At 50.7% G+C, this 13,806-nt stretch carries 10 protein-coding genes; 9 read left to right on the top strand and 1 reads right to left on the bottom strand.

Annotation, left to right across the window (positions count from 1 at the left end; genetic code table 11):
* The first annotated feature begins 23 nt into the window (after positions 1-23).
* From ydgH to SAQUA_RS11490, 8 genes are all read left to right on the top strand, one after another.
* Complete coding sequence (ydgH, locus tag SAQUA_RS11525) at positions 24-974, top strand: DUF1471 family protein YdgH (RefSeq protein WP_380673580.1); 951 nt, start codon at positions 24-26, stop codon at positions 972-974.
* Positions 975-1,215: 241 nt separating this feature from the next.
* On the top strand, positions 1,216-2,607 hold the full coding sequence (locus tag SAQUA_RS11520; RefSeq protein WP_380673579.1) for an amino acid permease: 1,392 nt from the start codon (positions 1,216-1,218) through the stop codon (positions 2,605-2,607).
* A gap of 198 nt (positions 2,608-2,805) precedes the next feature.
* On the top strand, positions 2,806-3,528 hold the full coding sequence (gene folM, locus SAQUA_RS11515) for a dihydromonapterin reductase (RefSeq protein ID WP_380673578.1): 723 nt from the start codon (positions 2,806-2,808) through the stop codon (positions 3,526-3,528).
* A 70-nt stretch (positions 3,529-3,598) separates the two neighbouring features.
* Positions 3,599-4,324 carry a two-component system response regulator RstA gene (rstA, locus tag SAQUA_RS11510; RefSeq protein WP_380673577.1) on the top strand — a complete coding sequence of 242 codons (726 nt, stop codon included), beginning with the start codon at positions 3,599-3,601 and terminating at the stop codon, positions 4,322-4,324.
* Positions 4,321-5,616 carry a two-component system sensor histidine kinase RstB gene (rstB, locus tag SAQUA_RS11505; RefSeq protein WP_380673576.1) on the top strand — a complete coding sequence of 432 codons (1,296 nt, stop codon included), beginning with the start codon at positions 4,321-4,323 and terminating at the stop codon, positions 5,614-5,616. The genes rstA and rstB overlap by 4 nt, the downstream gene beginning before the upstream one ends.
* An 82-nt stretch (positions 5,617-5,698) precedes the next feature.
* A complete protein-coding gene (locus SAQUA_RS11500) occupies positions 5,699-7,198 on the top strand; it encodes a carboxypeptidase M32 (protein ID WP_380673575.1) in 1,500 nt (499 codons plus the stop codon).
* Positions 7,199-7,569: 371 nt separating this feature from the next.
* Positions 7,570-7,788 (top strand): acid resistance repetitive basic protein Asr, encoded by a 219-nt coding sequence (asr, locus tag SAQUA_RS11495; RefSeq protein ID WP_380673650.1) that lies wholly within the window; start codon positions 7,570-7,572, stop codon positions 7,786-7,788.
* A gap of 300 nt (positions 7,789-8,088) precedes the next feature.
* Positions 8,089-8,910, top strand: a complete 822-nt coding sequence (locus SAQUA_RS11490) for a trypsin-like serine peptidase (RefSeq protein WP_380673574.1) — start codon at positions 8,089-8,091, stop codon at positions 8,908-8,910.
* A 66-nt stretch (positions 8,911-8,976) separates the two neighbouring features.
* Here SAQUA_RS11490 and hrpA read toward each other — a convergent pair whose 3' ends face one another.
* Positions 8,977-12,864, bottom strand: a complete 3,888-nt coding sequence (hrpA, locus tag SAQUA_RS11485) for an ATP-dependent RNA helicase HrpA (RefSeq protein ID WP_380673573.1) — start codon at positions 12,862-12,864, stop codon at positions 8,977-8,979.
* 276 nt (positions 12,865-13,140) lie between these two features.
* Here hrpA and SAQUA_RS11480 point away from each other — a divergent pair, with 276 nt between their 5' ends.
* Positions 13,141-13,746 carry an FMN-dependent NADH-azoreductase gene (locus SAQUA_RS11480; RefSeq protein WP_380673572.1) on the top strand — a complete coding sequence of 202 codons (606 nt, stop codon included), beginning with the start codon at positions 13,141-13,143 and terminating at the stop codon, positions 13,744-13,746.
* The last annotated feature ends 60 nt before the right edge of the window (positions 13,747-13,806 follow it).

Below are 13,806 nucleotides of genomic sequence, written 5' to 3'. Positions count from 1 at the left end.
TGCGCTTGGCGAAAGGATTTTTTATGAAGCTGAAGACCACGATCATCGCATCAGCCTTGTTATCACTCACTGCGCTTTCTGTGCATGCCGCGCAGGAGCTAACACCTGAGAAAGCAGCGGCCATCAAGCCGTTTGATCGCATTACCATTACCGACCGCTTTAATGCTATATATGAAGCAGTTGATGCCGTGTCACGTCGGGCAGATAAACTGGGTGCCGACGCCTTCTATATTCAGGATATGAACAGCGGCAACAGTGGCGGCAACTGGAGCGTCGTTGCAGACCTTTATCATAAAGATGCACCTGAAGTGAGCAAAGAAACCCAATATCGCGTTATGAACGGCGTAAAAGAGTTGCCGAAAGACGAAGCCTTCCTGCTCGAGCCTTACGATACTGTCACTGTCAGCGGTTTCTTCCGCAGCCAGCCAGACATTAACGACTCCATCAGCAAAGCCGCACAGAAGAAAGGCGCTGCGTCGTTCTTTATCGTACGTCAGGTTGATGCCAACCAGGGCGGTAACCAGTTTATTACCGCATTTATCTACAAAGCCGATGCGCCTAAACGTGTGGTGCAGAGCCCGGATGCTGTTCCTGCCGATTCTGAAGCAGGTAGAGCCTTATTAGCTGCAGGTGGTGCTGAAGCCGCAAAAGTCGAGATCCCTGGCGTTGCTTCTTCTGGTTCACCAAGCCGTGCCATTGGCCGCTTCTTTGAAACGCAATCTTCTACCGGCCAGCGTTACACTGTAACTCTGCCAGACGGCACTAAAATCCAGGAAGTGAATAACGTGACAGCGGCGCAAATGGTACCGTTTGATTCGGTGAGTTTTACCGGTCACTTCAACAGCATGACTGACGTTTCCCAAGAAGTGGCCAAACGCGCAGCAGCTAAGGGTGCCAAGTACTATCATGTTACGCGTCAGTGGCAGAATCAGAGTGGTGGTAACCTGACCGTTAGTGCCGACCTGTTCAAGTAATATTCGTATCATGGTTTACCATCGGGCAGCTATTGAGCTGCCCTTTTTATGCTATCAACCCCCGTCTTTGCTGAATAAATTTTTAACTAATCCGCATAACCAAGCATTGCATCTGCCGGTATCACTCCGTAGAATTTGTGCCAATTTTTGGCTTTATTGCCTGATAGTACAGTGATTATCATTACGATCTCACCACGCTTACCGGTATATTTAGCTGTTTATTCTGTTGCAGGAATCACCATTGGAAAGAAAACTTGGTCTTACCGCGTTAACCGCTCTGGTCCTTAGTTCAATGCTGGGGGCTGGCGTATTCAGCCTGCCGCAAAATATGGCTGAGGTAGCCAGCCCGGCGGCATTATTGATTGGTTGGGCCATCACCGGTATCGGCATTCTCTTTCTAGCTTTTGCCATGCTTTTATTGACGCGTTTACGTCCTGATCTTGATGGCGGTATCTTCACCTATGCTAGGGAGGGGTTTGGCGAGCTGGTGGGTTTCTGTTCAGCCTGGGGCTACTGGCTTTGCGCAGTAATTGCCAACGTCTCTTATCTGGTGATTGTTTTTGCCGCTCTGAGCCTGTTTACCGACCGTAGCGGTAGCGTGATCTTCGGTGACGGTAACACCTGGCAAGCATTGATCGGCGAATCCTTGTTGCTGTGGTTCGTACATGCGCTGGTATTGCGGGGAGTGCAAACCGCAGCAAGTATCAATCTGGTAGCTACCCTGGCCAAATTGCTCCCATTGGGTTTGTTTGCCGTGTTGGCCGCCTTCGCCTTCAAACTGCAGGTGTTTACCCTGGATTTCCACGGTATTGCGCTTGGCACCCCTGTTTGGCAACAGGTTAAAGATACTATGCTGATCACCCTCTGGGTGTTTATTGGCGTTGAAGGCGCGGTGGTGGTTTCAGCACGAGCCCGGCACAAACAGGATGTTGGCCGTGCAACTATGCTGGCGGTGATTTCGGCTTTAGCCGTTTACCAGGTTGTCACCTTGCTCTCTCTGGGCGTGGTTCCACGCAGTGAGCTGGCAGAAATGCGCAATCCGTCAATGGCCGTGCTGATGGTGGATCTGATTGGCCCCTGGGGCAATGTGATCATTGCGGCCGGTCTGATTATTTCAGTTTGCGGAGCCTACTTGAGCTGGACCATTATGGCCGCAGAAGTGCCCTTGCTAGCGGCTCAGCATGGGGCATTCCCGAAGATATTATGCAAACAGAACAAAAACCATGCCCCTTCCGCCTCATTATGGCTAACCAACAGTGCCGTGCAGATTGCCCTGGTGATTATCTGGCTGACCGGTAGCAACTATAACTCGCTGTTGACCATTGCCTCAGAGATGATCCTGGTGCCCTATTTTCTGGTAGGTGCATTTCTGTTTCAAATTGCCCGCAAGCGTCAGGACCCGCGATTAATCTTCGCCGCTACCGGTGCATGCTTGTACGGGCTCTGGTTACTCTATGCAGCAGGTTTAACACATTTGCTGATGTCGGTATTGTTGTATGCCCCTGGATTAGTGGTATTCATGTATGCACGCCGGGGAAATGAAGAAGTCAGTTTCCTGCAAAATATGGAGAAGGTGGCAATTTGCCTGCTGTTGGCGGCAACTATTCCTGCGGGCTGGTTTATGTTGAGCTAGGCTGCCCGACAACACAGAGAACGGGCCTTTGGGTCTGCGACGGCACCACGGACAGTTAAGGGACACTGCCTAGATAACCCAGTGTGAATGGTTAATATCAGGATTGAACTGGGGCATCGTGGGAGGCGTTAATCGCTTTCTAGAGTATAATGGCATAATTACGCTAATGTTTACTGGCTGCTCCAGGAGCTTCACTCGATGGTTTATCATGACTCGGCACCCGTTTTGATTACCGGCGGCGCACGCCGGATTGGACTGGCACTGGCCATATCGTTTTTGCAACGTAGCATCCCGGTAATCATTGCCTATCGCAGCGATTACCCCGCATTGGCAGAACTGAAAAGATTGGGCGCTACCTGTCTGCAAGGGGATTTTTCTACGCACGAGGGTATCTACCGTTTTGCCGAGCAGGTTAAGCAGGTTGCCCCAAAATTACGTGCCGTGATCCATAACGCCAGTGCGTGGCTGGCAGAGTCAGATACCGTTCCTCCTGAGCAAGTGATGGCAGCTATGCTGCAAATCCATGTTTATACCCCTTACCTGTTCAACCAGTTACTGGAACCTTGCTTGCTTGGTCAAGGGCATGCTGGTGCCGATATTATTCATATTACGGATTACGTGGTAGAAAAAGGCAGTGATAAACACATTGCCTACGCCGCCAGTAAAGCTGCGCTGGATAATATGACCCGCTCTTTTGCGCGTAAACTGGCTCCCGAGGTCAAGGTCAATGCGATTGCACCTGCACTGATCATGTTCAACCCGGGCGACGATGAAGAGTATCGCCAGCGTGCGCTAGAGAAATCACTGATGAAGATCGCACCCGGTGAGGGTGAAATTGTCAATCTGGTGGAGTACCTCATGAACAGCCGCTATGTCACCGGGCGAACCCACGCCGTTGATGGCGGGCGACCATTGCGTTGAATATTGTGCATGGTACTACGCCGATTAGCGCGTTATGCTGAGTACCGTTTTTCGAATAAAACTAGCTAAAATGACTAAAATTGTTTTTGTAGAAGACGACCCAGAAGTTGGCAAACTGATTGCGGCTTATCTGGGCAAACACGATATTGACGTTATCATCGAACCGCGGGGTGATACGGCTCAGGCCTGCATTGAACGCGAACAGCCTGACTTGGTATTGCTCGATATCATGTTGCCTGGTAAAGATGGCATGACGCTGTGTCGCGATTTACGCCCTGTGTATCCAGGGCCTATCGTGTTACTCACTTCTCTGGACAGTGATATGAATCATATTCTGTCATTGGAAATGGGTGCGCATGACTACATTCTGAAAACTACCCCTCCCGCCGTTCTGTTGGCTCGTCTGCGTTTACACCTGCGCCAACACAGCAGCCAGCCGAAAGAAGAACAGGCACAGTCAATTACTCAGCGCAATGCGATGCACTTTGGTTTGCTGTGTATCGATCCAGTCAACCGCCAGGTCACGCTAGGGGAAGAGATTATTACCCTTTCTACCTCCGATTTCGATCTGCTATGGGAGTTGGCAACCCACGCCGGGCAAATCATGGATCGGGAGGCATTACTGAAAAGCCTGCGTGGGGTCAGCTATGACGGCATGGATCGCAGTATCGATGTCGCCATATCCCGCCTACGCCGTAAGCTGTATGACAACGCTTTGGAACCTTTCCGTATCAAGACCGTGCGTAACAAAGGTTATCTTTTTGCACCTAATGCCTGGGCCCCGGTGCAACAATGAGAAAACTGTTCGTTCAATTTTTTCTGCTGCTATTTGTCTGCTTTCTGGTAATGGCTATGTTGGTTGGCCTGGTCTACAAAGTCACCGCCGAGCGAGCCGGGCGGCAGTCAATGGACGATCTGATGAAGAGTTCACTGTATCTGATGCGCAGTGAACTGCGGGAGACTCCGTTAAAGGATTGGAACAAAACCATCGCTACACTGGATTTAAACCTCTCCTTCCAACTGCATATTGAGCCTCTTGGAAAACAAAACCTGAGTGAAGATCTTGAAAGACGGCTGCGTTTGGGGGAAATCATAGCGCTGGACGATCGTTATACCTTTATGCAGCGTATTCCACGTAGCCACTATGTATTAGTGGTAGGCCCAATACCTTACCTATTTTACCTGCACCAAATGCGGATCCTGGATCTGGTGTTACTGATATTTATCGGTCTCTCTTTGGCTTTACCCGTTTTCCTGTGGATGCGGCCACACTGGCAGGATTTATTGAAACTGGAAAATGCTGCCCAACGGCTGGGTGCTGGCCATCTTGAAGAGCGGACCTCGTTTGAACCGACATCGAGCCTCAGCAGGCTTGGCGTCGCTTTCAACCAGATGGCGGACAATATCAACACGCTGATTATCAGTAAAAAGCAGTTAATAGACGGCATCGCACATGAACTTCGTACACCCTTGGTTCGTCTGCGCTATCGGTTGGCCATGACTGATAATCTTTCCGAGAGCGAACAGTTGGCCATTAACCGTGATATCGGCCAACTGGAGTCCCTGATAGATGAGTTGTTAACCTACGCGCGCTTGGATCGTCCGCAGGTTGCGCTGAACATAGAGCCTATCGACTTACCAACCTGGTTGCATGACAAGGTGGCCGATCTGCGACTGATCCATCCGGAACGGGATATCGAACTGAATATTCCCCATGAGGGTGACTTTGGTGGGGTTGACCTGCGCTTAATGGAGCGCGTGTTGGACAATCTGGTCAACAATGCGCTGCGTTATTGTGAACGACGTCTGCGTATTGGCTTATGGTTTGATGGCAACGGCGCATGTCTGCAAGTGGAGGATGACGGCCCAGGCATTCCACCCGATGAGCGTGAGCGGGTTTTTGAGCCCTTCGTTCGTCTCGACCCAAGCCGGGATCGTGCCACTGGCGGCTGCGGGTTGGGGTTAGCCATAGTGCACTCTATTGCAGTAGCCTATCAGGGTAATGTTTATGTGGAAGCCAGCTCACTGGGCGGTGCCAGTTTCCGTTTCTGTTGGCCGGTTAAGTTTGCCCAGGATGTAAAAAGCTAACCGATATTAGCGATCCTATCCGAAATAATCCCTAGGTTTTGCGTTGTAGCCAGTGGAACCAAGGGAGCCATTATGGAGTTGTATGATGACGTCAACACAGTATTCGTCTGCCTATCAAGAGCTACACCGGCTCTTCACCCGTCTTTCACGTTTTGATCACCTCTCAGCCATTAGCGGTTGGGATATGCAAACCATGATGCCACCAGGAGGAAATAAAGCACGCTCTGAAGCTCTGGCAGAATTAAGTGTCCTGAGGCACCAGATTTTAACTGATAGGAACACTGGCGAACTGCTTGACCGTGCACAGCAGGAAACGCTAGAGGAGATAGACCGGGCCAACCTGCGGGAAATGCGCCGCCAGTATGACAACGCAGTGCTAGTACCCGACTCACTGGTCGAGGCTAAATCACTCGCAGGGGCACGTTGTGAACACGCGTGGCGCACTCAGCGCCCGGCTAACGATTGGCGTGGTTTTAGCGTTAATCTGCGTGAAGTAGTTAAACTGAGCCGTGAAGAAGCGCAGATACGCGCTAACGCTTTGGGTTGTAGCCGTTACGATGCTTTGCTGAACCTGTATGAACCCGGCATGCGCAGCAGCGATCTGGATCGAATTTTTGGCGATCTGAAAACCTGGTTACCCGATCTGTTGCAAAAAGTGGTCGCCAAGCAGCAACAAGAGCCCTGCCTTATTCCACAAGGCCCCTTTGATGTCGATAGCCAGCGCAAACTCGGTCTCAGCGTCATGGCGATGCTTGGCTTTAACTTTGACGGTGGCCGAGTTGACGTCAGTGCTCATCCATTCTGTGGCGGTGTTCCTGAAGATGTGCGCATCACAACACGCTATAACGAGAAAGAGTTTCTCACCGCCCTGCTCGGTATTATCCATGAAACCGGCCACGCACGTTACGAACAGAACCTGCCACGAGAATGGCTAGATCAACCCGTTGCGTTGGCGCGTTCAACGGCTATCCACGAATCGCAAAGCCTGTTTTTCGAAATGCAGTTGGCACGCAGCGCCGATTTTCTGAAGATCATACGTCCACTGATCGTCAACCAGTTTGGTGAACAGCCTGCATTGGCGGAAGGCAACTTCATCCGCCTGAATCAGCGCGTAAAACCGGGCCTCATTCGTGTCGATGCTGATGAGGTTAGCTACCCTGCCCACGTGATACTTCGTTATGAAATCGAACGCGCGTTAATCGAAGGTGAGATTGAAGTAGAAGACATTCCAGCCTTATGGAATGAGAAAATGCTCAGCTACCTTGGGTTGGATACCACTGATAATTACCGGAATGGTTGCATGCAGGATATTCACTGGACGGATGGTGCGTTTGGCTATTTCCCGACCTATACAGTAGGAGCCATGTACGCCGCACAACTCTTCCATAGCGCAAGTAATGCATTGCCAAACTTGAATCAGGCTATTGCGGCAGGTGACCTGAGTGGATTATTCCAATGGCTGCAGCAGAATATCTGGCGTCATGGTAGCCGTTATTCAACAGAGACCTTGATTACCAATGCTACCGGTGAAACCCTGAATCCGCGCTATTTCCGGCAGCACTTGGAAAATCGTTATCTCTAAACGCTATTCCCCTCTAGGGCACGGGTGACTCCGCGCCCTATTTTTCCTGTTACGCCCTGTATATAACACCGTTGCTAAGGTTATTTGTATTTTAATGGCATATGTATGTTGTAACTAAAATGACATTAAACACCTCGTCATCAATATCTGATCAAGGCTGTTTTCGCCCCACCTTCGATAATTGATATTTCCAGCTTATTAGCCCTGTTTGCCAACCCTTTCTGCTAGCCGTTATTAGCAGGTGTACTGCTTGTACATTAGGTTACAAGCCGAAACCAATCACTCACGGAAAGCATTGCAAACTTTGCATAAGATCCTTACAAAGGCCCCACAGGGGGTTGAAATACCAACAGAAATCTGAGGAATCAATGATGAAAAAAGTATTAGCTCTGATTGTTGCCGCTGCAATGGGTCTTTCTTCTGTTGCATTCGCTGCCGAAACTGCTGCCCCTGTAGCTTCTGATGCAACCACCCAGGCTGCTCCAGCTAAAACCACGCATATGAAGAAACATCATGCGAAGAAAACCACTGAGCAAAAAGCCCAGGCAGCTAAAAAGCATCACAAAAAAGCAGCAGCACCAGCTGCTTGATAGCAAACCAGCGTGAGGCCCCCTCACCTGTTCTGGTAAGTTTTGTCCAACACCCGGTCTGCCGGGTGTTTTTTGGTCGGGGGTTGTCTATGCTAAACCGTTATCTGTTTGAAATCATTCTTGGCACCCTGATCTTTTGTGGGCTTATCGCTATCTTCTTTTATATTTAGCCTTCTGATGGTGTTGCGTCAGAAAATTAACGAAAAATCAATGTTCGAACATCCACACGGCTGCTAAATCAGTTTATAGTTAGTATTCAGTGTGTTTATGGAAGATTCGTATTTTTCAGGCAATATACCTATGCGCATTCCCGTTTTGCTGTTTTTTTGCTCATTCACTTTAGGCTTTTCTTTGGCTGCACACGCTGATACCCCGTCTGATATGTCCTCAGCAGAACAAACCCGCCTGTTTTTCGGTAAGGATGATCGCATCAAAGTTTCCGAAACCGACATTTGGCCCTGGCAAGCAATTGGGCAGGTAGAAACCGCCAGTGGCAACCTGTGTACGGCTACACTGATTTCCCCCCATCTGGCACTCACTGCGGGCCACTGCGTGCTGGCTCCGCCCGGCAATATTGATAAGGCCGTGGCGTTGCGCTTTATTTCCGGTAACAAAAGCTGGAAATATCAGACAGAAAATATCGAAACGCTGGTCGATAAATCATTAGGCAAGAAGCTTAAACCCGATGGCGACAGTTGGATCGTTCCCCCCGCCGCAGCTGCGTACGACTTTGCATTAATCCGCTTGAAGGATAATAAAGTTGCGGACATTAAGCCGCTGCCATTGTGGCAAGGCGACAGTAAAACGTTGACGCAGGTGCTGAAGCAGGCAAAACGCTTGATTACACAGGCAGGCTACCCGGAAGACCATCTGAACGATCTTTACGGTCATCCTGATTGCAAAGTGACCGGTTGGGCGCAAAAGGGAGTGCTTTCGCACCAGTGTGATACCCTGCCAGGCGACAGCGGCTCCCCGCTATTGCTGAAAACCGCCGAGGGTTGGCGGCTGATTGCCGTGCAAAGTTCTGCACCGGCGGCAAAAGACCGTTATCGAGCAGACAACCGGGCACTTTCGGTGACGGCTATCCGCGATGCTCTGGACGCTTTAGCTGCGGGTGATTAGCGTTTACTCCGGTTAAAACTGATAGGCGCCTATCCTGCGTAGCATCGCTACGCAGGATACAAGAGCTTACACCGAGAGTTGTTCGAGGGTTTGCAGGATCCGCTTATCGGAAATCGGATAGGGCGTGCCCAGTTGTTGAGCGAACAGGCTGACGCGTAATTCCTCTATCATCCAGCGTACCGCTTTAACCTCTTCATCCTGCTGTCGTTTCGGCGGCAACTTGTTCAACCACTGCTGCCAGGCCTGCTGTACCTGTTCAACCCGTAACATCTGCGCACGATCGCGGTGCGGATCGACAGCCAACTTTTCCAACCTGCGCTCAATGGCCTGTAAATAACGTAAGGTATCCGCTAAGCGGCTCCATCCGTTATTAGTCACAAAACCGCGATAAATCAGGCCACCAAGCTGAGCTTTGATATCTGAAAACGCTAGCGCTAATGACATATCCAAACGCCCTTTCAGGCGTTTGTTGATGTTGAATACCATCGTCAGGATCTGTTCGACCTGCTTGGCCACATCAACGACCGTTTCGTTCAGTTCTGCGCGAACCTTCTCCTGCAATCGTGCGAAGTTTTCTTCCTGCCAGACCAGACCGCCATGCTCTGCAATCAGCTTATCAATACCGCAAGAGATACAGTCATCGATCAGATCCATAACTTTGCCATAGGGGTTGAAATACAGCCCAAGCTTGGCTTTGTTCGGTAACTTCTCATGCAAATATTTAATCGGCGAAGGGATATTCAGCAAAAGTAAACGGCGGGTACCCTGCCACATCGCCTGTTGCTGTTCCTGCTCACTGTCAAACAGGCGGATAGCCACGCTGTCTTTTTCATCCACCAGCGCAGGATAAGCCTTGACCGAATAGCTGCCGCGCTTCTGCTCGTAAAATGTGGGTAGTTGGCCGAAGCTCCAGATATGGAGATTACTTTGCTCCAGACCGTCATCAACAACCGCCGACAGCGTTTCCTGCACTTTCCCCTTCAACTGCAATTTCAGCGCGGCAAGATCTTTACCTTCACTTAAGGTCTTGTGTTTATCGCCTACTACACGGAACGTCATTTTAAGGTGATCGGGCACCTGATCCCACTGCCAATCATCACGTGACACCGTCACGCCAGTCATGCGGCGCAACTCGCGTTCCAACGAATCCAACAGCGGCATTTCCAACGGTTTTGCCCGGCCAATAAACGCTTCGGCGTAGTTCGGCGCGGGGACAAAATTCCGGCGCACCGGCTTTGGCAACGATTTGATCAACGCAATCACTAAATCCCGGCGGATGCCTGGAATTTGCCACTCAAAACCGGCCTCTTCAACTTGATTGAGGATAGGCAGCGGAATGTGTACCGTGACACCATCGGCATCGGTTCCTGGCTCAAACTGATAGGTCAACCGCAGTTTGAGATCCCCCTGATGCCAGAAGTTCGGGTAATCCAACGCGCTGACTTTGTTGGCACCATCCTTAATCAACATCGATTTTTCGAAGTTGAGTAGCTCAGGTGTTTGCTTACTGGCCGTTTTCCACCAGTTGTCGAAATGGCGCCCAGAGACCACATCCATCGGGATACGCTGGTCGTAAAAACTGAACAGTGTCTCGTCATCCACCAAGATGTCGCGACGCCGCGATTTATGTTCCAGTTCTTCTACTTCAGCGCGCAATTTCAAGTTGGCAGCAAAAAATGAATGGCGCGTCTGCCAGTCCCCCTCCACCAGCGCATGGCGGATAAACAATTCGCGGCAAAGCAAGGGATCGAGGGTGCTGTAATTCACCGAGCGTGCCATGACAATCGGCAAACCAAACAGTGTGACCTTTTCACTGGCCATCACCGCCCCTTGGGACTTAGACCAGTGAGGCTCGCTGTAATGGTGCTTGACCAGATGCTGAGCCATCGGCTCGATCCACTCAGGTTCGATTCGAGCGGCAATACGCCCCCAAAGACGGCTGGTTTCTACCAGTTCGGCAACCATCGTCCATTTAGGCGGTTTTTTGAATAGCCCGGAACCAGGAAAAAGAGAGAAACGTGCGTTGCGAGCACCGGTAAATTCTTGCTTATCGGCATCTTTCTGCCCAACATGTGAAAGCAAACCGCTCAGCAACGCCGTGTGTATACTGCGATAATCGGAAGGAACGCTGTTGATCGGCAGCCCCAGCTCTTTAACCACCTGACGCAGTTGAGTATAAATATCCTGCCATTCGCGCACACGCAGATAGTTCAGGAAATCGTTGCGGCACAGGCGGCGGAACTGGCTGGCCGAGTTTTCTTTCTGTTGCTCTTTCAGATAGTCCCACAGATTAACAAACGCCATAAAATCTGAATCTTTGTCAGCGAAGCGGCGGTGTTTCTCATCTGATGCCTGCTGTTTATCCATTGGCCGCTCACGCGGATCCTGGATCGACAACGCCGAGGTGATGATCATCATTTCACGTACGCTGCCACTTTTCTGGGCTTCCAATACCATCCGCGCAAGGCGAGGGTCTATCGGCAACTGTGCCAACTGGCGGCCTTGCGGTGTCAGTTGATAATGACCGTTTTCCGCGGTCTTGATAGCACCCAGCTCTTCCAGTAGCCGAACACCGTCCTGAATATTGCGACTATCAGGCGCTTCCACAAAGGGAAATGCCGCAATGTCACCCAGCCCCAGAGAGGTCATCTGCAGGATGACCGAGGCCAGATTGGTTCGCAGAATTTCCGGATCGGTGAATTCAGGGCGAGACAGGAAATCCTGTTCTGAGAATAACCGGATACAGATACCTTCAGAAACACGCCCACAGCGGCCCTTACGCTGATTGGCGGAAGCCTGCGAAATCGGCTCAATCGGCAAACGCTGTACCTTGGTGCGGAAGCTATAGCGGCTGATCCGCGCCGTCCCAGGGTCGATAACGTACTTGATCCCCGGCACGGTAAGGGAGGTTTCCGCCACGTTGGTCGCCAGAACAATACGACGACCATGATGCGACTGAAACACCCGATTTTGTTCACTGTTGGATAAACGGGCATACAGTGGCAATACTTCGGTATGCGGCAAATTGAGCCTGGTCAACGCTTCGGCTGTATCGCGGATTTCGCGTTCACCACTCATAAAAATCAGGATATCGCCAGGCCCTTCACGGCCCAGTTCATCAACCGCATCAAAAATCGCCTGTAGCTGGTCACGCTCGCTATCATCAGCATCATCCACTACCGGCCGGTAACGGACTTCTACCGGATAGGTACGGCCAGAAACTTCAACAATTGGTGCGTTGTTGAAATGGCGGGAAAAACGCTGTGGATCGATGGTGGCAGAAGTAATGATTACTTTCAGGTCCGGGCGCTTAGGCAGCAGTTGCCGCAGATAACCCAGAATAAAATCAATGTTCAGGCTGCGTTCGTGCGCTTCGTCAATGATCAGCGTGTCATACTGCATCAACAGACGGTCCTGCTGGATCTCTGCCAGTAGGATACCGTCGGTCATCAATTTAACCAGGGTATTCTCGCCCACCTGATCGTTAAAACGAACTTTATAACCCACGCTACCACCCAGTGGAGTTTCCAGTTCATCCGCAATCCGGTTGGCAACAGTACGAGCAGCCAGGCGGCGTGGCTGAGTATGACCGATCACCCCTTTGACACCGCGGCCCAGCTCCAAACAGATTTTCGGTAACTGGGTGGTTTTCCCCGACCCCGTTTCACCGGCAACAATCACCACCTGATGGTCGCGGATTGCGGCGAGAATATCCTGTTTTTTCTGGCTGACAGGCAGGCTTTCCGGATAGGTGATTTTCGGGCATGAAGCCACCCGCGACTGCACCTTCTGTAATGCCAGACGGATGTCACCTTCTATCTCTGCAGCAATCGCCTGCTGAGCATCGGGTTTTTTGACTTTTTGAGCACCCTGCAACCGGCGTTGCAGACGCTGCTGATCACGGAGCATCAAGCCATCCAGTTGGGATGACAAAACCGCGAGCGGGGATTTCACGTTCGGTATTCCTTGTTTCTTCGCTGCTTTACTCAGGGTAAGCGCGCATAGCAACGGTTTTAATTGGGGTTTGTCATATTTTGACGAAGCGCAGCAGGATACCACAATGGGTTTTTTCCCCATAATCCATTAGCTTAATCAGCCATTTTTGTTCAAGAAAATCGAACGAAGATCTCGAAATATTCCGCTATCCCTCTTTGATGATTATAAATAGAGTGTAACGCATGCAAGGGACGAACGGTCCTACAGGTACTGACATAACCAAAGGAATTAACAATGAGCAAAGTACTGGTACTTAAATCAAGCATCCTGGCAAATTACTCTCAATCAAACCAATTGATCGATTTCCTTGTTGAGCAGTGGTCCAAGGCTCACAGCAACGATACAATTACCGTCCGCGATCTGGCTGCAAAGCCTATTCCGGTGCTGGATGGCGAACTGGTTGGTGCGTTACGCCCTTCAGATGATCCATTAACACCACGCCAGAAAGAAGCATTGGCTCTCTCTGACGAGTTGATTGCCGAGTTGCAGGCCAATGACACTATCGTTATGGCTGCTCCAATGTACAACTTCAACATTCCAACCCAGTTGAAGAACTATTTTGACCTGATTGCCCGTGCTGGCGTCACTTTCCGCTATACCGAGAACGGCCCGGAAGGCCTGGTGAAGGGTAAACGTGCGATCATTCTCACCAGCCGTGGCGGGGTTCATAAAGGGACTGCTACCGATCTGGTAGAACCTTATCTGCGTCTGTTCCTCGGGTTTATCGGTATTACCGACATTGAGTTCGTGTTTGCTGAAGGTATTGCTTATGGTCCAGAAGCCGCGAGCAAAGCACAGGAAGACGCCAAAGCTGCAGTGGTTGAAGTCGTCGCGGCTTAATCAACTTCGGCTTGTTTCTCCCATGAGCAGGTATTATGCCCGGAACCGAATGCAGGAACC

It is taken from the genome of Serratia aquatilis (assembly GCF_044865145.1).
Lineage (GTDB): Bacteria > Pseudomonadota > Gammaproteobacteria > Enterobacterales > Enterobacteriaceae > Chania > Chania aquatilis.
The sequence above is the reverse complement of the archived record's forward strand: the minus strand, read 5'-3'. Positions and strand labels throughout refer to the sequence as shown.